20 protein-coding genes, 1 tRNA gene and 1 pseudogene are annotated in these 18,724 nt (G+C 67.9%); 15 read left to right on the top strand and 7 right to left on the bottom strand.

The genetic code is table 11. From position 1 onward, the window contains the following. Positions 1–3: 3 nt before the first annotated feature. From ACT54L_RS07935 to ACT54L_RS07920, 4 genes are read left to right on the top strand one after another with little or no spacing between them, the layout of a single operon-like run. Positions 4–705, top strand: coding sequence for a DUF2793 domain-containing protein (locus ACT54L_RS07935; RefSeq protein WP_476084993.1), 702 nt, complete (start codon positions 4–6; stop codon positions 703–705). Positions 706–747: 42 nt separating this feature from the next. Beyond that, on the top strand, positions 748–1,071 hold the full coding sequence (locus ACT54L_RS07930; RefSeq protein WP_476084992.1) for a spike base protein, RCAP_Rcc01079 family: 324 nt from the start codon (positions 748–750) through the stop codon (positions 1,069–1,071). A gap of 20 nt (positions 1,072–1,091) precedes the next feature. Then, a complete protein-coding gene (locus tag ACT54L_RS07925; RefSeq protein ID WP_476084991.1) occupies positions 1,092–1,856 on the top strand; it encodes a hypothetical protein in 765 nt (254 codons plus the stop codon). After that, positions 1,853–2,092: a hypothetical protein gene (locus tag ACT54L_RS07920; protein WP_476084990.1), complete on the top strand. Its 240-nt coding sequence runs from the start codon at positions 1,853–1,855 to the stop codon at positions 2,090–2,092. Before ACT54L_RS07925 ends, ACT54L_RS07920 begins: the two co-directional genes overlap by 4 nt. A gap of 81 nt (positions 2,093–2,173) precedes the next feature. On the opposite strand, the gene ACT54L_RS07915 is transcribed toward ACT54L_RS07920, so the two are convergent. Further along, the gene (locus ACT54L_RS07915; protein ID WP_476084989.1) at positions 2,174–3,094 is read right to left on the bottom strand and encodes a hydrogen peroxide-inducible genes activator; all 921 of its coding nucleotides are present in this window, start codon (positions 3,092–3,094) and stop codon (positions 2,174–2,176) included. Positions 3,095–3,187: 93 nt separating this feature from the next. Here ACT54L_RS07915 and ACT54L_RS07910 point away from each other — a divergent pair, with 93 nt between their 5' ends. Together ACT54L_RS07910 and ACT54L_RS07905 are read left to right on the top strand one after the other, a co-directional pair. Then, complete coding sequence (locus ACT54L_RS07910; RefSeq protein WP_476084988.1) at positions 3,188–3,424, top strand: hypothetical protein; 237 nt, start codon at positions 3,188–3,190, stop codon at positions 3,422–3,424. A gap of 183 nt (positions 3,425–3,607) precedes the next feature. Then, positions 3,608–4,594, top strand: coding sequence for a TerC family protein (locus ACT54L_RS07905; RefSeq protein WP_476084987.1), 987 nt, complete (start codon positions 3,608–3,610; stop codon positions 4,592–4,594). Positions 4,595–4,714: 120 nt separating this feature from the next. Here the strand turns inward: ACT54L_RS07905 and ACT54L_RS07900 are convergent, their stop codons facing one another. Beyond that, positions 4,715–4,927 (bottom strand): hypothetical protein, encoded by a 213-nt coding sequence (locus tag ACT54L_RS07900; protein WP_476084986.1) that lies wholly within the window; start codon positions 4,925–4,927, stop codon positions 4,715–4,717. A 105-nt stretch (positions 4,928–5,032) separates the two neighbouring features. Here ACT54L_RS07900 and ACT54L_RS07895 point away from each other — a divergent pair, with 105 nt between their 5' ends. From ACT54L_RS07895 to ACT54L_RS07870, 6 genes and pseudogenes are all read left to right on the top strand, one after another. Continuing rightward, positions 5,033–5,890 carry a glycoside hydrolase family 108 protein gene (locus tag ACT54L_RS07895; RefSeq protein WP_476084985.1) on the top strand — a complete coding sequence of 286 codons (858 nt, stop codon included), beginning with the start codon at positions 5,033–5,035 and terminating at the stop codon, positions 5,888–5,890. Between the two features lie 210 nt (positions 5,891–6,100). Beyond that, entirely contained in the window at positions 6,101–6,319 is a 219-nt protein-coding gene (locus tag ACT54L_RS07890) for a hypothetical protein (protein ID WP_476084984.1), read from the top strand. Between the two features lie 150 nt (positions 6,320–6,469). Next, a complete protein-coding gene (locus ACT54L_RS07885; RefSeq protein WP_476084983.1) occupies positions 6,470–7,138 on the top strand; it encodes a response regulator transcription factor in 669 nt (222 codons plus the stop codon). A 203-nt stretch (positions 7,139–7,341) separates the two neighbouring features. Further along, positions 7,342–7,584: pseudogene (locus tag ACT54L_RS07880) on the top strand (hypothetical protein); the annotation flags it as partial. A gap of 100 nt (positions 7,585–7,684) precedes the next feature. Next, positions 7,685–8,578 carry a sensor histidine kinase gene (locus ACT54L_RS07875; RefSeq protein ID WP_476085190.1) on the top strand — a complete coding sequence of 298 codons (894 nt, stop codon included), beginning with the start codon at positions 7,685–7,687 and terminating at the stop codon, positions 8,576–8,578. A gap of 110 nt (positions 8,579–8,688) precedes the next feature. Then, positions 8,689–9,123: a hypothetical protein gene (locus ACT54L_RS07870; RefSeq protein WP_476084982.1), complete on the top strand. Its 435-nt coding sequence runs from the start codon at positions 8,689–8,691 to the stop codon at positions 9,121–9,123. 18 nt (positions 9,124–9,141) lie between these two features. Here the strand turns inward: ACT54L_RS07870 and ACT54L_RS07865 are convergent, their stop codons facing one another. The 4 genes from ACT54L_RS07865 to fabI all read right to left on the bottom strand — a co-directional run bounded on the left by ACT54L_RS07865 (position 9,142) and on the right by fabI (position 11,711). Beyond that, complete coding sequence (locus ACT54L_RS07865) at positions 9,142–9,723, bottom strand: histidine phosphatase family protein (protein WP_476084981.1); 582 nt, start codon at positions 9,721–9,723, stop codon at positions 9,142–9,144. A 1-nt stretch (position 9,724) separates the two neighbouring features. After that, positions 9,725–10,147, bottom strand: a complete 423-nt coding sequence (locus ACT54L_RS07860; protein WP_476084980.1) for a hypothetical protein — start codon at positions 10,145–10,147, stop codon at positions 9,725–9,727. Positions 10,148–10,178: 31 nt separating this feature from the next. After that, positions 10,179–10,721, bottom strand: a complete 543-nt coding sequence (locus ACT54L_RS07855) for a hypothetical protein (protein WP_476084979.1) — start codon at positions 10,719–10,721, stop codon at positions 10,179–10,181. Between the two features lie 162 nt (positions 10,722–10,883). Next, entirely contained in the window at positions 10,884–11,711 is an 828-nt protein-coding gene (fabI, locus tag ACT54L_RS07850; RefSeq protein ID WP_476084978.1) for an enoyl-ACP reductase FabI, read from the bottom strand. Positions 11,712–11,881: 170 nt separating this feature from the next. Here fabI and ACT54L_RS07845 point away from each other — a divergent pair. Next, positions 11,882–11,958: transfer RNA gene (locus ACT54L_RS07845), tRNA-Pro, on the top strand. Positions 11,959–12,237: 279 nt separating this feature from the next. Here ACT54L_RS07845 and ACT54L_RS07840 read toward each other — a convergent pair. After that, complete coding sequence (locus ACT54L_RS07840) at positions 12,238–14,982, bottom strand: tetratricopeptide repeat protein (RefSeq protein ID WP_476084977.1); 2,745 nt, start codon at positions 14,980–14,982, stop codon at positions 12,238–12,240. Between the two features lie 536 nt (positions 14,983–15,518). Between ACT54L_RS07840 and ACT54L_RS07835 the strand changes: the two genes are divergently transcribed. Beyond that, on the top strand, positions 15,519–16,958 hold the full coding sequence (locus ACT54L_RS07835; protein ID WP_476084976.1) for a porin: 1,440 nt from the start codon (positions 15,519–15,521) through the stop codon (positions 16,956–16,958). Positions 16,959–17,211: 253 nt separating this feature from the next. Next, positions 17,212–18,474, top strand: a complete 1,263-nt coding sequence (locus ACT54L_RS07830; RefSeq protein ID WP_476084975.1) for a porin — start codon at positions 17,212–17,214, stop codon at positions 18,472–18,474. Positions 18,475–18,724: the final 250 nt, after the last annotated feature.

The raw sequence follows: 18,724 nt of genomic DNA, 5'->3' as shown, positions 1-18,724 counted from the left end.
GCCATGGCCGAGACCACGGCACGCCTCGCCTTGCCCTATATCGCGGCGGCGCAGGCGCAGAAGCATGTGACCCACAATGAGGCCATCCGCCGCCTCGACGCGCTCATCCAGCCCCGCCTGGAGAGCCTGACGGTGGCCACGCCCCCCACCACGCCGGGGGAGGGGCAATGCTGGCTCGTGCCATCCGGCGCCACCGGCGCCTGGGCCGGGCAGACCGGGCGCATCGCCGCCTACGAGGCGGGCGCCTGGGACTTTTTCGACCTGCCCTCCGGCCTGCTGGCCTATGTGGCCGATGTGCGCCGGGTGCTGCTGTTCGACGGCACGCGCTGGGTGTCGCCGCTCGCCGCCAGCGCCCATGGGGCCGCCATCGAGGCGCGGGTGCTGGAGGAGGACGTCACGCTCTCCGGCTCGGCGGTCTCCACCACAATGGCCATTCCCGACCGCGCCATTGTGCTCGGCGTTTCCACCCGGACGGTCACCGTCGTGACGGGCGCCACGTCCTATGATTGCGGCACCCCCTCCGAGCGCACCAAGTTCGGCGGGTCGCTGGGGATTTCCGTCGGCGCCTCCAACATGGGCGTCATCGGCCCTACCGCCTTCTATGCGGCGACCCCCGTGCGCCTGTCCGCCAATGGCGGCGCCTTCACCGGCGGCACGGTGCGGGTGGCGATCCATTTCTTGTCCTGCCCGGCCCCCGTGGCCTGAGCCGGCCTTCCCTTTCTCCTCCCCAAATCCCGGAGACCGATCATGGCCTATGATGCGGCGCGCGATCCCCTGCGTGCGCTTTCCCCCTCCGCTTCCTCGCCGGCCCGGACCCTGCGGCTGGTGAGCCCCTCCGACAGCGCGGACCTCGATCCCTATGCCAAGGGCGTCTGGGTCTATGTGCCCGGGGATGTGTCCGGCGGCGTCGCCACCATCCGCGTCACGGCGGTGGGGGCCGCAGGCGATGCCGATACGGTGGACGTGCGCGCCACTCCTGGCCTCCAGCCTTTGCCGCCGGTGCAGGTGCGGCGTATCTGGGCGACCGGGACCACCACGGGTCTGTCCTTCTATGCCCTGGCCGACCGATGATCCGCCTCGGCACAGGGCTGATGAGCGCCGCCTATTGGCGGCCGAAAGGGGGGCGCACGCCGGCCACCACGGCCCTCATTGCGCGCATGGCCACCGCGCCCTCCGCCGGTCGCGTGGCGGCCATGGATACCCTCATCCGGGCGCTGATCGCCGCCGGCGTCTGGACCCGCCTCGACCTTCTCTGCCTCTTGGCGGCCCACGACAACCAGGCGGCGCGGCTCAACTGGATCGCCCCTGCCTACGATTTGGCGGCCTATAACAGCCCGGTCTTCACCGCCAATCGGGGCTTCAAGGGCGATGGCGTCGCGGCCTATCTCCGCGCTGCCGGCTACGATCCGTCGACCATCGCCGCCAACCTGCAGCTCAACAACGCCAGCGCCGGCCTGTGGGTGCTCACCCCCTCCAGCGGCTCGGGCCTGGACCTGTTCACCGAAGCGGGGCGGCTCGGGCGGCGCAACGCCAGCACGGGCGATTATGCCTATCGCATGAATGACGGCACCACCGCCTACGGCACCGGCGGCGATGCGCCCGGCCTGTTCGTGGTGTCGCGGGCGGATGGCACCACCAAGCGCTTCTATCGCAACGGTGCGCTCGCCAAGACCGATACGGCGACGAGCACCGCGCTGTCTAACAAGCTGGCGGTCCTGAGCACCACCACCACGCTGTACTCGGACGCAGAAGTTGCCGCCGTGGTCGCTGGCGGGAACCTGACCGACGCACAACATGCCGCCCTCTACGCCGCCATCCGCACCTATCTCCTGGCCATGGGGGCCATCAGCACATGAGCGAGACCTTCATCCGCCTCACCGCCTCTGATGCCGATCTGGTGCGCGGCGAGACCTCGCCGGGTGCCTGGCTGGTGCCGGTGCCGCTCGCCGACGGGACCACCCATATCCTGCCGGAACGGGTGCTGTGGGACCCCGCCCACGCCGCCGCCGTGCCGCGCCTGTCCGGGCTTCCCCGGCAGGCCTTCCTGCCCCATGAGGTGCTGGCCTTGGAGGCGCCGGCTGTGCCGGATTAGGCCTTGCCCTGGAGCAAGCCCGATCAGCTTGCGCTGGCCGGACCGTTGAAATGGTCCCCGACCTCCTGATGGGAGAGCGCCCTAGCGGGAGGCGAGGCCGAGGGCGGTGCAGGTGGCCTCGCTTTCGCGGGCGAGCTCCTCGAACTGCAGGGCGCGCCCGCTGCCGGCGCGCCAGAAATAGCCCATGTCCCGGCTGGCGGGCCAGCCGTCCAGGGTGAGCAGGGCGATGTGGTCCTGCACGCGGAACTCAGAGCGCGCGTAAAGCTCGGGAAACAGCGACAGGCCCATGCCCATGAGGACCATCTGGCGCAGCGCGTCGAGGCTGGTGCCTTCGTAGTCCTCCCGCATGTCGGCGCCGCAGGCGATGGCCAGTTCCCGCGCCTGCTCGAACAGGTGATGGCCGCGCCCCAGGGTGAGCAGCCGCTCGCCCCGCAAGGCCTTGGGGTCCACATGGCCGGCGGGCGCCAGCCGGTGGTCCTTCGGCACGCCCAGAAAGATGGTCTCCAGGCACAGCCGTCGGAAGGTGACGGCGTGGCTGGTCTCCGGTGCCGGGCCGAGCCCGCAATCCAGCGCGCCGGAAATCACCTCGCGCAGGATGACGGTCGGCCGCTCCTCCTTGATGTAGATCTGGAGCGCGGGATATTTCGCGTGCAGCGACGGCAGCAGGCTCGGCAGGAAATAGGGGCCGAAGGTGGGGGCGACGCCCAGCCGGATCAGGCCGCCCAGGTTGCGGGTGCTGCCCGCTGCCGCCGCCACGATGTCGTCGAGGGTCAGCAGCACGCGGCGTGCCGCATCCACCACTTGCGTGCCCACCGGGGTGGGCTGGACGCGGCCGGGCGTCCGGTCGAACAGAGGGGCGCCTAGCTGCGCCTCCAGCTGGGCGATCTGCACGGAGAGCGTCGGCTGCGAGACATGGCAGCGCCGCGCCGCCGCACCGAAATGGCCGGTGTCGGCCAGCGCGACCACATATTCGAGCTGGCGATGGGTGGGACGGAAGGCCATGGCGATAGTCTGGATCAATTGGCGATATTGAGACTATGCATTGGAGCTATGAGCTCGTCCACGCCATCCTTGGGACATCGAAAGGAGGTTGACGTGGACCAGTTCCTTAAGTCCCTGACGGCGCGGCGCACGATCCTCGAGGGCGAAATGGCGGCAGAGCGTGGGGCCGCCCACCCGGACGGCGAGCGCCTGCTCGACCTGAAGCGGATGAAGCGCCAGATCGGGATGCAGATCGACTATATCCGCCGCGAGGGGCGCCAGATCGCCGAGGTGATGGTGGTGCGCAAGCGCCGCCGCTTCGCCCCCCTCGGGGTCAAGTCGCTGCGCTGACCGCCAGCGGCTTCCCCCATTTGCCTGACCTGAGGTCCGGGCCCCTCTGACGGCGTCAGCCGCCATGTCGGTCCTCTCTCCATCACAGCCTCCGGGCGGTCCCCGCCCCCTCTGGTCTGCGGCGCGCCCCCGCGCTGCGGACCAGACGTGCGTGTCTCGCCGGAGCCCTGACCCGAGGATCCCATGGAAACCCTGCTGTCGCTGTTCACCGCCGACCTGGTCGGCAAGCCGCTCTGGCTCTGGCTGAGCTTCCTCTCCATCGTCTTCGTGCTCTTGGCCTTCGACCTTGGCGTGCTCAACAAGGCCAACAAGGAATTGGGCATCGCCGAAAGCCTGAAGCTGTCGGCTTTCTACATCGCCGTTGCCGTCGTGTTCGGCGGCTGGATCTGGTACGCGATGGGGCCTGATGCGAGCCTGCAATACTTCACGGGCTACGCCATCGAGAAGGCGCTCTCCATCGACAATGTCTTCGTCATCTCGCTGATCTTTTCCTACTTCGCCATTCCCCGGGTCTACCAGTACCGGGCCCTTGTGTGGGGCATCATTGCCGTGCTGGTGCTGCGCGGCATCATGATCGGCGTCGGCGCGGCGCTGGTGCAGGAATATGACTGGGTGCTGCTGCTGTTCGGCGCCTTCCTCGTGGGCACCGGCATCAAGATGCTCATCGTCAAGGAAGGCGAGGCGGACGTGTCGAAGAATCCGCTGGTGCGCCTGCTCTCCCGCTTCCTGCGGGTGACGCCCGAGCTGCACGGCCAGCGCTTCTTCGTCCGCCAGCCCCACCCCGCCACGGGCCGGGTCGTGCTCTGGGTGACGCCGCTCTTCCTGGCGCTGGTGGTCATCAACATTGCCGACCTCGTGTTCGCGGTCGACTCGGTGCCGGCGATCTTCGCCATCACCACCGATACCTATATCGTCTTCACCGCCAACATCATGGCCATCCTGGGTCTGCGCGCCCTGTACTTCGCGCTGGCCGCCATGGTGCACCGGTTCGAATATCTCAAATACGCCCTGGCGCTGGTGCTGGTCTTCATCGGCGGCAAGATCTTCTGGAACCACTTCTACGGCAAGCTCGACCCCGCCATTTCGCTGGGCGTCACCCTCGCCATGATCGCGGGCGGCGTGATCTTCTCCCTCTGGAAGACCCGCCGCACCGCCGCCGGCGCCCATTGATCGCGCGGCCGGCGGCCCCGCCGCCGGCTGGCATCGCAAAGCGGCCGTCACGTCACCGACGTGGCGGCTTTTGCGCGTCCGGTGGGGGCGGCCTCAAGCCTTCCGGTGGTGCCGCGGGCGTCAGTACACGTCCTGCCAGAGGGGGCAGAAGCCGCGGGCATTGTGGTAGGTGGTCTTGGTGAAATAGGTGCCCGTATAATAGTGGCAATCGATCTCGTTTGACCGGCGGTGATAGTTGTAGAGCACCCCGAGCGAGTTGACCTGAAGATAGAAGACGAAGGTGACGAATATGAGGGCCAGGATCATGAAGATCCAGGCCAGTATACGGTCCATACCAAGCGCCTCTTTCGACCAAGCGTGACCGTAGCGGCAGGGCGCCCCGGCTGAACGGCCTATATGTTGGGCCGAACCCATCTTCACAGACATTAGGAGGTTTGCGTGGCAGCGTCCAGCTTCGCGCCCGCGCTCGCGCGCGTGCTCGTCCATGAGGGCGGCTATTCCAATCATCCTGCCGATCCCGGCGGGCCGACCATGCGAGGCATCACGCAGCGCGTCTACGATGCCTTCCGCCGCGCCTCCGGCGCGCCGCTACGCCCGGTGCGGGGCATCGCGGAGGAGGAACTGCGCACCATCTATCGGCGGCAATATTGGGAGGCGGTGCGCGCCGACGATCTGCCGCCGGGCCTGGATTATTGCGTGTTTGACGCGGCGGTGAATTCCGGCCCCGCCCAAGCCGCCAAATGGCTGCAGCGGGCCCTTGGCGTCAACGCCGACGGGCAGGTGGGCGCGCTGACCCTGGATGCGGCCCGCGCGGCGCCCGATCTGCGTGGGGTCATCGACGGAGTGTGCGACCGCCGCCTCGCCATGCTGCGGGCGCTGAAGACCTGGCCGGTGTTCGGCACCGGCTGGGCGCGGCGAGTGGGGGAGGTGCGCCTCGCCGCCCGTGCGCTGGCGGCCGGCGGCCCGGCTGTTCCGGTGGCATTGGCCGGGGACCCGGCGCGGGCCGAGGCGGGCACCGCCAAGGCCGCGCCGGAGAGCCTCGCGCCCCTGCCGAAGGCCGGAACCGGGCAAGCCGCCGCGGCCGGCGGGCTGCTTGCCACAGCCTGCGCCGAAGCGGCCCGGCAGATCGCCCCGCTGGCGGCCGGCTCCCCCACCTTGAGCCTCCTGTTTTCCGCCCTCACCCTGGCGGGCCTCCTGGCCAGCTGCGCCGGTCTCGCGCTCGCCTGGCGCAGCACGCGGGCACGGGCGCGGCGGGCGCAGGCGCTGGATCTCGATGGCGCGGGGGCCGGGCTGTGAGCGGCGCCTTGGAGGTCCTCGCGGAGGGCCTGGCCTACGGCGTGCCCTGGTGGCTCCTGGCGGGGCTGGCGGGCGCCGGCCTCGGCCTTTTGGCCCTGCGCTTCGGCTGGCGGGTAGCGGCGGTGGCGGGCACCGCCGCCCTGCTCCTCATCGTGGATCGCCGCGCCGCCCAGCGCGGCTGGCAGGATCGGCAACGCAAGGGAGAAAGGGATGACGAGCGGGCTGTGGACGCGGCGCGCCGGGCGCGCGGGGATGCCGATCGTGATGGCCTTGACCCTGACCGCCTGCGCGCCGACGACGGTTGGCGGCGGGAGCGGGGTGTTCTGCCAGGTGGCCCGCCCCATCAACTGGTCGGTGGCGGACAGCGACCAGACCATCCGGGAGGTGAAAGCCCATAATGCGGTGGGCCGGACCCTGTGCGGCTGGTGAGCGCGGGTCGCCGCCGGGTTGAATAGGGCCGGCGGCTGAATTAGCTTTCAAGATATTGACGGAGCACGATTCAAGGGCGGGCTCGGACCCGTCCTCGGCCGGGCCCCGAACGTGTGCCGCTCGACCCTCCGCCGAAGGAACTGGCCTATCGTGCGCCTGCTTGTGATCGAAGACGACCCGGATCTCAACCGCCAGCTGGTCTCGGCCTTGGGCGAGGCGGGTTATGCGGTGGATACCGCTTTCGATGGCGAAGAGGGGCTCTATCTGGGCGACACCGAGCCCTATGACGCGGTGGTCCTGGACATCGGGCTGCCCAAGCGCGACGGCATTTCGGTCCTGGAAAGCTGGCGGCGGTCCCGCAAGACCATGCCGGTGCTCATCCTCACCGCCCGTGACCGCTGGAGCGACAAGGTCCAGGGGTTCGATGCGGGCGCCGACGACTATGTGTCAAAGCCCTTCCACATGGAGGAGGTACTGGCGCGCCTGCGTGCCCTTCTGCGGCGGGCGACCGGCCATGCCAGCAGCGAATTGTCCTGCGGCCCGGTGCGGCTCGATACCCGCTCGGGCCGGGTATCGGTCAATGGCAGCCCGGTGAAGCTCACCAGCCATGAATACCGGCTGCTGGCCTATCTCATGCACCACATGGGCCGGGTTGTCTCCCGGGCGGAACTGGTCGAGCACCTCTATGACCAGGACTTCGACCGGGACTCCAACACCATCGAGGTGTTCGTGGGGCGCCTGCGCAAGAAGCTGGAATGCGACGTCATCCAGACCGTGCGTGGGCTCGGCTACCTGCTTGTGCCGCCGGAGACGCGGTGATGCGGCCCTCCCGCCGCGGCGCCCCGGTCTGAGGCCATGGCCGAAAAGACCCAGCCCGGCTCGCTTGCCTTCCGCCTGTTCCTGTTTGCCGTGGTCATCACCGCGGCGGTGCTGCTGGTGGTGGGCTTCGTCCTGTCCTCGCTCTATCGCAGCGGGGTGGAGCGGGCTTTCGACCGGCGGCTCGACATTTACCTGAAGACCATCGTGGCGGAGGTGGCGGGCACCCCCGCGCCGGGCATGGACATGCCCAATCCCCAGGCCCTCAGCGACCCGCTGTTCCTCTTCCCCATGTCGGGGTGGTACTGGCAGGTGACGCGAGTGAACGGGACCGCCAGCCGCGTGCGCACCTCCCGCTCCCTGGTGGATTTCGTCCTGCCCCTGGTGCGCGCCGATTCTGCCAGCGCTCCGCTCGGGGCCGTGCGGGAGGGCTATCTCGCCGGGCCTGAAGGCCAGTCGCTGCGCGCCGTGGAGCGCAGCGTCGATCTCGGCGAGGACGGCCGCTTCATCGTGACGGTGGCGGGCGATGCGGGCGAAATCCAGGGCGACATGGTGCAGTTCAACCTGGCCTTGATGGGCACCTTCGCGGTGCTCGGCGTCGCCTTTCTCCTCATCGTGCTGTTCCAGGTGCGGTTCGGCCTGAAGCCGCTCGCCCGCATCTCCGCCGATCTTGCGGCCGTCCGTTCGGGTCGCGCCGAGCGCCTGGAGGGGGAGTATCCAGAGGAAATCTCGCCCCTGGTGGGCGAGGTGAATGCGCTGATCGACGCCAACAAGGAGATTGTCGAGCGGGCCCGCACCCATGTGGGCAATCTCGCCCATGCCCTGAAGACCCCGCTTTCGGTTCTGCTCAACGAGGCCGGCACGCGGGACGATCCGCTGGCCCAGAGGGTGCGGGACCAGGCCGGCGTCATGCGCGACCAGGTGGCGCACCATCTGGAACGGGCGCGCCTGGCGGCCCGCGTGTCCGCTGCGCCCGCCACCGTCTGCGAGGTCCGCTCCATCGTGATTTCCCTGGCGCGCACCATGGAGAAGATCCATCGCGGCCGGGATCTCGCCATCGATGTCATCGCGCCCGATCCTGTCCGCTTTCGCGGCGAGCGGCAGGACGTGGAGGAGATGGTGGGCAATCTGGTGGACAATGCCTGCAAGTGGGCCCACGGCCGCATCGAGGTGCGCGTGTTCGCCGAACGCCCGCGCCAGCCGGCGGACCGCACTTTCCTGAGGGTCATCATCGACGACGACGGACCTGGCCTGGGCGCCGCCAAGCGGGCCGAGGTGGGGCGGCGCGGGCGGCGGCTCGACGAATCCAAGCCGGGCTCTGGGCTGGGCCTGTCCATCGTGCAGGAACTGGCCGATCTTTATGGCGGACGGCTTGAACTTTCCACGGCGCCCATTGGCGGGCTGCGGGCCGAATTGGTGCTGCCGTCCGCGCCCGCCGGGTGAACGGGCAAGCGGGTGTTGAAAAATGCCACACCCATTCCGATGCTGAGGCATTGATGTGGCGCCGTTCGCGTGCTTATCGAAAAGGCACTGGGCTGAAGGGGACGGGTTTCATGAAGGCGTGCAGACTGGCGGCTGTGGTGCTCGGCGCTACTCTGCTCGCAGGTTGCGTCACCGACGGCGGGACCCAGCCGGCGGGAACGGGCATGTTCGCCAGCTTGACCCCGGAGCCGGAAAGCAAGGGACTGGTCGCCGCGCCCGGCGGGCTGCTGGGCGGCGCCTTCGGCACCGGGCTCGACGATGCCGACCGGCAGCGTGCCATGGCGGCCGAGACCACGGCGCTGGAGACCGGCGGCCCCGGCTCGCCCGTCGGCTGGCGGGGCGACAACGGCGCCCATGGCACCGTCATTGCCGGGCCCGCTTATTCCCGGCCCAATTATGCCCGCTGCCGGGACTTCACCCACACCATCTATCTTCAGGGCAAGCCGCAGCTCTCGCGGGGAATCGCCTGCCGGACGCCGGAAGGCAATTGGGTCGCCGTGACCTGAGGCGGCGGGGCAGGAGGGTCAGTCCGCCACCTTGAACATGCCACCGGCCAGCACATAGATGGCGCCCTGCCGTACGGGCAGGATGGCGGCCTCGCCCGCCGGCATGCCCGCCCGCACATGAAGGAGGGCGCGGATGATGCCTCCATGGGTCACCACCACCGCATCCCCCGGCAAGCGGTCCAGGGCCGCCTCGGCGCGGGCGGCAAGCTGCACATAGCTTTCTCCGCCGGGCGGCAGGAAGGTCCAGGGATCCAGATCGCGCGCCTTCACCTCGTCGCCGAACCGGCGGCGCAGGTCCGGCCAGGTGTGGCCTTCCCAGCGGCCGAAGGAAATTTCCGCGAGGTCTGGATCCTGCTCGAAGGCGTGGGCGGGAAGGTCGAGGGTGGTGCGCAGTATGCGCATGGTCTCCACCGCCCGCGCCAGCGGGCTCGACACATAGTCAAGCGCCGAGACATCCCCCACCAATTGGTGGAGCACCCGGCCGACCTGCGCGGCCTGGAACCGCCCCAGGCGGTTCAGGGGGATATTGGTGCGGCCCTGGAGCCGGCCAGCCACGTTCCAGTCCGTCTCCCCGTGGCGAACCAGAAAGTGCCGTTTCATCTCAGTGCCCTACGGTCAGCGTGTGGTCGTACCACTGGCCGATGGGCGGATAATAGACGCGGATATGGGCCTGCCCGCTGCCGCTGCCGGTGACGATGGCGCCGGGAATGCGCTGGCCGAGGCAGACCAGATAGCCATAGTCGGTGCCAGTAACCACGAACGAACCGGGCTGCACGTTCAGCCGCAAGCCGGGCGAGGTGGACACCACCTCGATCCGTGCCGGGCCCTGGCTGATGCATTGCTGGTTGGCCGTGCCGGCGGCAAACAGCACCCCGTCCTTGCCGCCGCCGGTAAAGAAATTCACCACATAGGCGTCTGGGTCATTGTCGCGCTCGGCGAAAGCCGGCGTCCCCGCCATGGCCGCCAGCAGCAGCATGGCCAGTCCGGCGCGCGCCGCCCCTTCACGAACTGCCAGCCTCGTCATGGCCATCTTCCCCCTTCCATCGCGTGCGCGATCAGCGCGCAGGCACGCGAACCACATGGTCATACCAGGCCCCGAGGGGCGGATAGGTCACGCGCAAGGTCAAGGTGGCGCCCCCCTTGGGGATGCGGCCGGACGTGCGCACCACGACCCCGCTGACCGGACGGCCGAGGCAATAGGTGGAGCCGGCGTCGGTGCCGGTTGCGGTAAATGTGCCGGGCTCAACCGTGACGCGCACGCCCGGCGGGCCCGAAAGGACCTGGACGACCGGCCACTGGGAGGCCTGGCACAGCATGTCGGCCGTGGCGACGCCCAGAACCATGCCGCGCGGGCCACCGCCGGTGCGCGTGAGATAGGCGATGCCGGGCAGCGACGGATTGACATAATGGGGCGAGATCGCACCACCCGGGCCAAACAGCCGGTCCTGCCAAGTGTAGGACTTGAAATCCGGCGGCGCCTGCGCCGCGGCCGGGGAGGGCGCGCACAGGGCGAGCGCCGCGGAGGCGGCTGCGCCCGCGAGGGCCGAGAGGCGACGGAGCGCGGACGGCGACCGGAGGGAAAAGCGCACTGGGCTCATGGTCAACTCCTCGATCCCGACACGGCGGCTGGAGAGCATCCAGCTTCGACTGCGGGGCAATCTAGGCGTTCGGATGCCCACCTTCAAACGGGCCGCGCCCCACCCATGGGGCCGCGACGAAGGTCCGGGCGGCTCCGACTCGGTGGCCGGCCCGGGCCGCATTCAGTCCCGCACGAGAGCAAGGTCCGGCGCATCGGGGTGCTTCATGCCGACGATATGATAGCCCGCATCCACATGATGCACCTCGCCCGTAACGCCGCGGGAGAGATCGGAGAGCAGATAGACGCCGGTATCGCCCACCTCGTCGGTGGTCACCGTGCGGCGCAACGGCGAGTTGAGCTCGTTCCACTTCAGGATATAGCGGAAATCGCCGATTCCCGAGGCCGCCAGCGTCTTGATGGGGCCGGCGGAGATGGCGTTCACGCGGATGTTCTTGGGGCCGAGATCCGCCGCCAGATAGCGCACGGAGGCTTCCAGCGCCGCCTTGGCGACACCCATCACATTATAGTGCGGCATCCACTTCTCGGCGCCGTAATAGGTCAGCGTCAAAAGCGAGCCGCCATCCGCCATCAGCTTCTCCGCCCGCTGCGCGATGGCGGTGAAGGAGTAGCAGGAGATGAGCATGGTCTTGTTGAAATTGTCCGCCGTGGTGTCGACGTAGCGGCCGTCCAGCTCGTCCTTGTTGGAGAAGGCGATGGCGTGGACCAGGAAGTCCAGCTTGCCGAACAGGCGCTCGGTCTCGGCGAAGACGGCGTCCATGGTGGCCGGCTCGGTCACGTCGCAATGGCCGACCAGATGCCCGCCCAGTTCCGCGGCCAGAGGCTCCACGCGCTTCTTCAGCGCCTCGCCCTGATAGGTCAGCGCGATCTCCGCCCCGTGGGCGCGCGCCGACTTGGCGATGCCGTAGGCGATGGATCGATTGTTGGCGACGCCGAGAATCAGCCCGCGCTTGCCGTTCATGAGCCCGCTGGCGCCGACGTCATTCGCCATTTTCGAGTACTCCCTGGTGCCAAGCCTGCCGGTCACATGGCCGTCCGTAACGATACGCCGTGGCAGGCGGCGCCTCCTATGGCATGGGGGCGATGGGGGTTCAAGCGAGGTTGTCCCCAGATCGCCCTTGCGTCGCCGAACAGGCGATGCTAGACGCTCGGCCCTCGGTTCGGAGTGTAGCGCAGTCTGGTAGCGCACCACGTTCGGGACGTGGGGGTCGCAGGTTCAAATCCTGCCACTCCGACCAGCCGACTCAAGGGTTTCTAGAGTTCCAATCCGGTCCCGGGGATTGAAGCGGTGACGGAAACCCAGCCCCATCTAAATCATTTCCTTTTTTCATCTTGGATACGCCCCGCCGCGGGCGCGTCACTGCGCTCGGGACGATTTGAGCGCGCGTGTTTCTTCTTCTTTTGCCGGAAGTGTTGGCCGGCGGTGCTGATTCGCTCCCCATCCGCCGCCGCGGGACTGTCCGGTGGAGCTCATCCCGGCGGCGCGCCGAGCGGGAGCGGCCCGTCCCGCCCCCCGTTCACGTCAGGCCCCCGTCCACATCCTCCAGCTTGGCTGCAGAGCGGGAGCCGAACTCATGGTGAACCCAGTGCTGGCTGGTGGACTTGTAGACGGCGTGGAGCCCGAATGCGGCAAAGCGCCGAAGCACCGGGTCCGGCAGGAGATGGGTGCGCGCCTCCAGTTCCTGCCGCACATGAGCATCCCCGGCGTAAAGCTCCGCAAAGGTTCGGGTGAGCAGGCCAGGGCCCGTCGAGAGCCAAATCGCTTCCGAGTGTCCCTCAAGCGTTGCCGTGACCGCGCCCTTTAGCGCTTTGCCGATCACGGGATGCCCCGGCCGGCAGGCGATGAAATTGTTGCCGATAGAGCCCAAATGCTCGTGCCGCAGGACCAGGCTCGCGCCGCTGCACAAGGGGTCCAGCCGGCCCACACAGCGGTCATCCACGTCGGCATAGACGCCGCCGGTCTTGAGCAACAGGGCTAGGCGGAAGAGGTCCGCCTTGTGGGCGGGGTGCCGCGCCGCCAGGAAGGCCTGGAGCACGGCCGCGGGCATGTGCGTCGCAAGGAAGTCCCGCGCCGACGCCACACTATAGAGGGTATGGCTCCAGCCGGGATTCAGCGCGGTCCAGCTTTCAATGAAGGCGCGCAGGTCCTCGGGCGGCTCCGGTGAATCCCAGAACTGCGCCACCCGACGCGGGATCAGCGGGGGGGACGTGGCTGGGACGGGCTTTGGCCCCCGCAGGTGACCCCATCGGCGCAAAGCCACCACCAGGGCAAGGGCGACGGCGGTCGAATCGGGAAAGTCGCGGACTGCCGCGCACAGCTGCGGCAAATCGTTTTTCAGCAGCGCGTTCCGTCCGGCCACCAGGGCCGCGGGGTCCGTCGCCATGTCGTTGAACAATTCGCTGAAGAAGCCGACCTTCCGGGTCGCGCGGGCGTTGCCTTCGGCACGCGTCAAGGCGCGCAACTGCCTCTCCGCCCGCCGCGCTTCCGCCATGTCCAGGCAGCTCATGGCGACCTGCAGATGCTGGATCCAGACGGCGTGACTTTCCGGCGTGTCCATCTCCGCCGGCTTGAGCTCCGCTGCCGCCTCTTCATACCGGAACGCCACCATGGCGCGCCGCGAGCGGAACACGCAGCGTGCGGAGCGCTGCTCGGGCGTATCAGCCAGGGCGTCCAGCAGCGGGTCGATGTCCCTCAATCGGCCGGACAGGATCGCTTGGTCGATGGCGGCGCGCAGCAGCGCGCGGTGGTCCGGGAAGAGCTTGAGCCCCTCCTGCAGGCGGGCGGTAGCCGTCGCGTCTTCGCCGCGTTGGAAATGGATGCGCCCAGCCAACACATAAAGCTCAGGGCTCGGGGTGGCCCGCGCGAAGCCAGCATCGAGGGTCGCGAAGGCCGCAGCGGCGGATTGGGTCTGCCACTGCAGGTCCGCCAGAAGGCAATAGGCCCGCGCCAGGGTGGGGTCGATGTCCAGTGCCCGCCCCACCATCTCCTGCGCCTTGTTGTAGGCCTCCAGCTCGCGCAGGAGGGACGCATAGGCGAGGAGAGCCGCCGTGTTGCGGGGATGGCGGGCGATGACTTTCGCGATCAGGGAGACAGCTTCCGATGCCCGTCCCTTGCGCGGCAGATCCTTCACCAGCCGAATCGCTTCGCGGACCTCGGCCGGCGTAGCGAAGCGGGTGCCCAGCAGCTCGCTGGCTTCGTCCAGGCGGCCCTGAAGACGCAGGGTGGAAACAAGATCCAGCCGCGCGGCGGCCGCCTCGCTGCCCTCGGTATGGCCCGCCACCAAGGCCCGCTGGATCGTCTCGGCCGCCTCCAGCCGTCCGTTCGATGCCAGGAGCCGGCCCTTCTCCCGCAGCAGGGGCGTGGTCTCGGCGCCCGCATCCAACCCCCGGTCGATCCAGGCGATGGCGGCCTCCGGGCGGTCCCGGCCCCATAGCGCGGCCAGGCGCAGATAGGGCTTGGGATGGGTCGGGTGCGCCGTGCGCGCGCGATCCAGGAGGGCCGCCGCCGCGTCCCGATCGCCGCCGGCCTCGCGCAGGGCCGCGAGCGCCAGGAGACTCTTCAAGTGGCTCGGCTCGTTTTCGAGCCGGCGCACCAATATGTCCTCCAATTCGTGCGGATCGGCCGCCGTGCCAAGGGCCAGCAGCAGGTCCGCATGGGCGCCCAGGAGGCGCGGGTCGGACTGGCTCCCCGTCTGCATGGTGCGAACCAGGTCCAGGGCCTCCGCCGGGCGCTTGGCCTCCCGATAGGCGCGCACCAGACGCTCCACCTCGGCCTTCGCTCCCTTCTCCCCAAGATCCAGGCGCAGCAGATGCGCGCGGGCCTCGTCCAGCGCGCCCAGCTGACGGGCCAGCTCGGCCGCCTGCAGGAGCAAGGCGGGTCGGGGTGGCATCTGCGCCAAGAGCGGCCGGAGCGTGTCGAGCGCCGCTGCGAAGTGGCCCGCTTGCCGCAGCGCCTTGGCCTTTTCATGAAGAAGAGCGGCATTGCCGGGCTTCAGCGCAAGGCCGGCCTGGGCAAAGGCGAGCGCTTGTTCGGTCTCGCCGCGGGCCAAAGTCAGGCTTGCCAACTTATGATAGGCGCGCAGAAGCGAGCGGTCCCCCTCCAGGGCCTGGAGATAAAGCGCCTCCGCAAGATCCGGTTGCTTCTGGGTGAGGAGCTCATCCGCCCGGCGAATGAGCTCAGCCGGCGCGCCACGGGCGCCACCTTGCTCGGGCGGGGCAGCTTCCCCCTGCCGTCCCGTGCCCCGGCCCTCCTTCATTCCCATCCCATCAGTCCCCGTTCCGCCCGCGGGAAGGCCCGCTGGACTCGCGCGTGCGTGCAGCGACGCGCGAGGGGAGGCCCTAGCGGGGCAGCTTAGCAGTCCCGCTTTCCCGACGGGCAGCATGATTCGGGAAAAGTGCACCGGACGGACGGTGCGCCGGAGCTGTGGCGAGCCTATCCACAGAGGGCGGCCGGGAGTTCACGCAGCGTCGGGAAGCGTGGGCTCTGGTTTGTTGGAAATATGGCAAACAAACACTTTCCGAAGCGGCGTGCGGTATTTTGGTAGGCAATCACGAGCGTGCCATTCCTGCAACACTCGCCGTAAATCCAGGCTGGAGCGGCGGTTACGGGCGCTTCCGCCGTTGATCCAGGTTCCGCCTTTTGTATGGTTGCTTTGCGACGAAGGGGGGCAGTCCCCGGTCGCCTCTCCGTTATGGGCGCAAATCCGGCGGAGGGGAATCGGGGCAAGAACCTCTCTCGCGTGCCACGGCACACCGAAGCGGCGCTCGCTCCCTCGGAACAAGATTTTTGGAGGTCACGATGAAGATGGTGAAGAGCCTTCTCCTCGGCAGCGCGGCGGGTCTCGTCGCGGTGGCTGGAGCCCAGGCCGCCGATCTGCCTGTGAAGGCAAAGGCTGTGGAATACGTGAAGGTGTGCTCCGCTTACGGTGCGGGCTACTATTACGTTCCCGGCACCGACACCTGCCTCAAGATCGGTGGTTATGCCCGTTTCGACACGTACATCAACGCGGTCGGCACGTTCAACCCGTCGATTTCTAACATCGGCGCCATTGCCTTCAATGCGCCCGGCGGCGGCACCACCTCGGTTGGTGGCTATCCCTTCTCCACGAAGGATTCGCCCGACTACCTGACCCGCGCCCGCGCCGTGTTCGACATGGATGCCCGCACCGCCACCGATTACGGCGTGCTGCGTTCTTACATCCGCTTCGGCATGAACTGGGACTCGCAGGCGTCTGCCGGCAGCCCGGCCGGTTCCGGCCTGTACTTCGAGCGCGCGTTCATCCAGTTCGCGGGCTTCACCTTCGGTTACACCCAGTCGTTCTTCGACACCGGTGTGAACTATGCTCTGACCACCCTGTACGCTGGTTCCTACCAGTGGACCACGGTCCTGGGCTACACCGCTCAGTTCGGCAACGGCTTCTCGGCGACCCTCGCCCTGGAAGACGCCGCCAACCGCGTCACCGGCATCCAGGCCAGCTCTGCCACCTTCAACAACGCTGGCGGCGGCTACACCAACTACCAGGATGGCCAGTCTGCTCCGGACATCGTCGCCAACCTCCGCCTCGACCAGGCTTGGGGTACCGCGATGCTCTCCGGTGCTCTGCACCAGGTCTCCGCCATGACCCCCACGTCGGTGCCCGGCGTGTCTTACCTCGGTGCGCAGTCCACGGACAGCTGGGGTTGGGCGCTCGGTGGCTCGGTGGAGTTCAAGCTCCCCATGCTGTCCCCCGGCGACAGCCTGTACATCCAGGCCAACTATGCTGACGGCGCTCTGAGCTACCTCGGCCTCTCTGGTACGTCCCAGGGTCGCGCCACGGGCCTCGGCTCCATCTCCGTGGGCGGCGTCGCCAACGCGATCTCCGGCGCTTACTACCCGCTGGCCGACGCGATCTGGACCGGCACCGGCTTCTCCAAGGAGACCGGCTGGGCGATCCAGGCTCAGTACCGTCACTTCTGGACCCCCGGCATCCGCACCGCGGTGTTCGGCGGCTACGTCTCTGTGGACGTGCCCACCAACACCCTCAATGCCTACAGCACCCAGATGTGGCAGGTCGGCGCCAACACCATCTGGTCGCCGGTCAAGAACCTCGACCTCGGCGTCGAAGTTCTCTACTCGAAGGTCGATGGCGACTCGCCGCTCTATGCCCGCGGTGGCAATGCCTCCACGGTTCCCACCACGATCGCCGGTGGCTCCACCGACGTGTGGTCGGGCGGCATCCGCGCTCAGCGCAACTTCTGATCCAGTCTTCCTGGTTTCAGGGAAGAACCCCGGCGGGCAACCGCCGGGGTTTTTTCTTGTCTCGTGCTGGAAAGATCTGGAGCGTTGCTTGCCCCCTTCTCGGAAGTCACATGTTATAATATATCAAAAGTGAGCGTGATCGATTGATTCCGGCTGCAAGCCGTTCGACAACGTGTCATATTAGCTTGGCTGTTGATGTCGCGTCGCGGCGCTGCGAGTCATTCGCCCGTCCGCGGAGGCAGGGGGATTTTAGATGAACATTCGAGGACTTGGGCTTGTCCTTGCAGCGGGGGTTGCGTCCAGCGCCGCCGTGGCGGCCGACCTTCCGGTGAAGGCTGCCGGCGCCACTTATGTTCGCCAGTGCACCTCCGAAGGGCCTGGCTTCTATTATGTCCCGGGAAGCGACACCTGCCTCAAGATCGGCGGATATGTCTGGGCGGAAGGTTATTATAATACCTACACCGACTATCCCAGCAATTATAACAAGACCTATTCCATCGCCACCTTCGGTCTCCAGGTGGATTCGCGCACGGCCACCGACTACGGCACGCTGCGCGCCTATATGGACGTTCGCATGCGCTGGCGGTCCTCGGACATGTTCTCCGACGGGCCGAACACGTCTGAAGTTGCGCCCTGGAACATCTATATCCAGTTCGCCGGATTCACCTTCGGCTACGCGCAGTCCTTCTTCGACTTCTACGCCAATGCCAACGTGATGGGTACCGATCCCGCCACCATCGGCGATGACACCCGCATCACTTTGGCCGGCTATACCTGGGAATTGCCCCAAGGCTTCGTGCTGAAGGCCTCGCTGGAGGATTCGTCGGTCCGCAACAGCGGCGTCAATCCCTCCGATCCGGCGTGGCCGGACGTCGCTGACAACTACCAGACCGGCGCCCGCATGCCCGAGTTCGTCGCGGCCTTCGGCCAGACCGGGAAATGGGGCCAGTGGCAGCTGTCCGGCGCGCTGCACGAGGTGGTGGCGTCGCGGACCTCCGACTTTCTTGGACCGACCACCAGCGCGTGGGGCTATGCCCTTCAGGCTGGCGTCATGTTCAACCTGCCGTTCCTCGGCGAGGGCGACAACCTCTACCTGCAGTCGGCCTATGTCGACGGGGCCATTTCCTATCTCGGCCTCATCAATGCCAGCGGCGAGTTCCAGCCGCCGGATGCCTACATCAATGCCAATGGCTCCCTGTCGCGTGTCACCGGCTGGAACGTGGTCGGCCAGCTCCTGCACAATTGGAACGACAAGTGGAACACGGCCGTGTTCGGCGGCTATGCCCGGTTTGATCTGAACGATCCGGTCGCCCAGGTGTCCTACGGCGCCAGCAGCGGCACCAATTACAACGTGGGTGCCAACCTGACCTGGACGCCCGTGGCGCCGCTCGCCATCACCCTGCAGTACGACTTCAACGTCTGGCAGGCGAATGGCTACACTGACACGGGCTTTGGCCTCCCGGTGTCCTCGCAGCAGGCCCATCAGGTGCTCCTGATGTTTGCGCGGACCTTCTGAACCCCACCTGCCCCTCAAGGGCGCACCATCCGGCGGGCGGCTCCGAAAGGGCCGCCCGCTTTTGTTTGGTCACAAGGCGGGGGTCGCCACGCCGGGCGGAGATCCGACCCGCGAGGGCAGCGGTTGGTGAGGCGGGGGGCAGGGGGCGTCTTCCCGCGATTCCGGCGCACCGCAGCGCACTCCCCTGCACACTCTCGGCGCGCGACAGTCAGCTGCTTATGCCGGCGCCTCCGCCAGGCCTGGCAGCCGC

The organism is Aquabacter sp. DMC10 (genome assembly GCF_056314145.1).
This window is presented reverse-complemented; position numbering and strand designations above follow the sequence as displayed.

Excerpts from the sequence above, each read along its gene's own strand:
- ACT54L_RS07935 (WP_476084993.1), top strand. The coding sequence starts at position 4 with ATGGCCGAGACCACGGCACGCCTCGCCTTGCCCTATATCGCGGCGGCG.
- ACT54L_RS07915 (WP_476084989.1), bottom strand. The coding sequence starts at position 3,094 with ATGGCCTTCCGTCCCACCCATCGCCAGCTCGAATATGTGGTCGCGCTG.
- ACT54L_RS07890 (WP_476084984.1), top strand. The coding sequence starts at position 6,101 with ATGACGAGCGGGCTGTGGACGCGGCGCGCCGGGCGCGCGGGGATGCCG.
- ACT54L_RS07925 (WP_476084991.1), top strand. The coding sequence starts at position 1,092 with ATGAGCGCCGCCTATTGGCGGCCGAAAGGGGGGCGCACGCCGGCCACC.
- ACT54L_RS07830 (WP_476084975.1), top strand. The coding sequence starts at position 17,212 with ATGAACATTCGAGGACTTGGGCTTGTCCTTGCAGCGGGGGTTGCGTCC.
- ACT54L_RS07835 (WP_476084976.1), top strand. The coding sequence starts at position 15,519 with ATGAAGATGGTGAAGAGCCTTCTCCTCGGCAGCGCGGCGGGTCTCGTC.
- ACT54L_RS07900 (WP_476084986.1), bottom strand. The coding sequence starts at position 4,927 with ATGGACCGTATACTGGCCTGGATCTTCATGATCCTGGCCCTCATATTC.
- ACT54L_RS07860 (WP_476084980.1), bottom strand. The coding sequence starts at position 10,147 with ATGACGAGGCTGGCAGTTCGTGAAGGGGCGGCGCGCGCCGGACTGGCC.
- fabI (WP_476084978.1), bottom strand. The coding sequence starts at position 11,711 with ATGGCGAATGACGTCGGCGCCAGCGGGCTCATGAACGGCAAGCGCGGG.
- ACT54L_RS07875 (WP_476085190.1), top strand. The coding sequence starts at position 7,685 with ATGGTGCAGTTCAACCTGGCCTTGATGGGCACCTTCGCGGTGCTCGGC.
- ACT54L_RS07930 (WP_476084992.1), top strand. The coding sequence starts at position 748 with ATGGCCTATGATGCGGCGCGCGATCCCCTGCGTGCGCTTTCCCCCTCC.
- ACT54L_RS07840 (WP_476084977.1), bottom strand. The coding sequence starts at position 14,982 with ATGGGAATGAAGGAGGGCCGGGGCACGGGACGGCAGGGGGAAGCTGCC.
- ACT54L_RS07905 (WP_476084987.1), top strand. The coding sequence starts at position 3,608 with ATGGAAACCCTGCTGTCGCTGTTCACCGCCGACCTGGTCGGCAAGCCG.
- ACT54L_RS07865 (WP_476084981.1), bottom strand. The coding sequence starts at position 9,723 with ATGAAACGGCACTTTCTGGTTCGCCACGGGGAGACGGACTGGAACGTG.
- ACT54L_RS07870 (WP_476084982.1), top strand. The coding sequence starts at position 8,689 with ATGAAGGCGTGCAGACTGGCGGCTGTGGTGCTCGGCGCTACTCTGCTC.
- ACT54L_RS07920 (WP_476084990.1), top strand. The coding sequence starts at position 1,853 with ATGAGCGAGACCTTCATCCGCCTCACCGCCTCTGATGCCGATCTGGTG.
- ACT54L_RS07855 (WP_476084979.1), bottom strand. The coding sequence starts at position 10,721 with ATGAGCCCAGTGCGCTTTTCCCTCCGGTCGCCGTCCGCGCTCCGTCGC.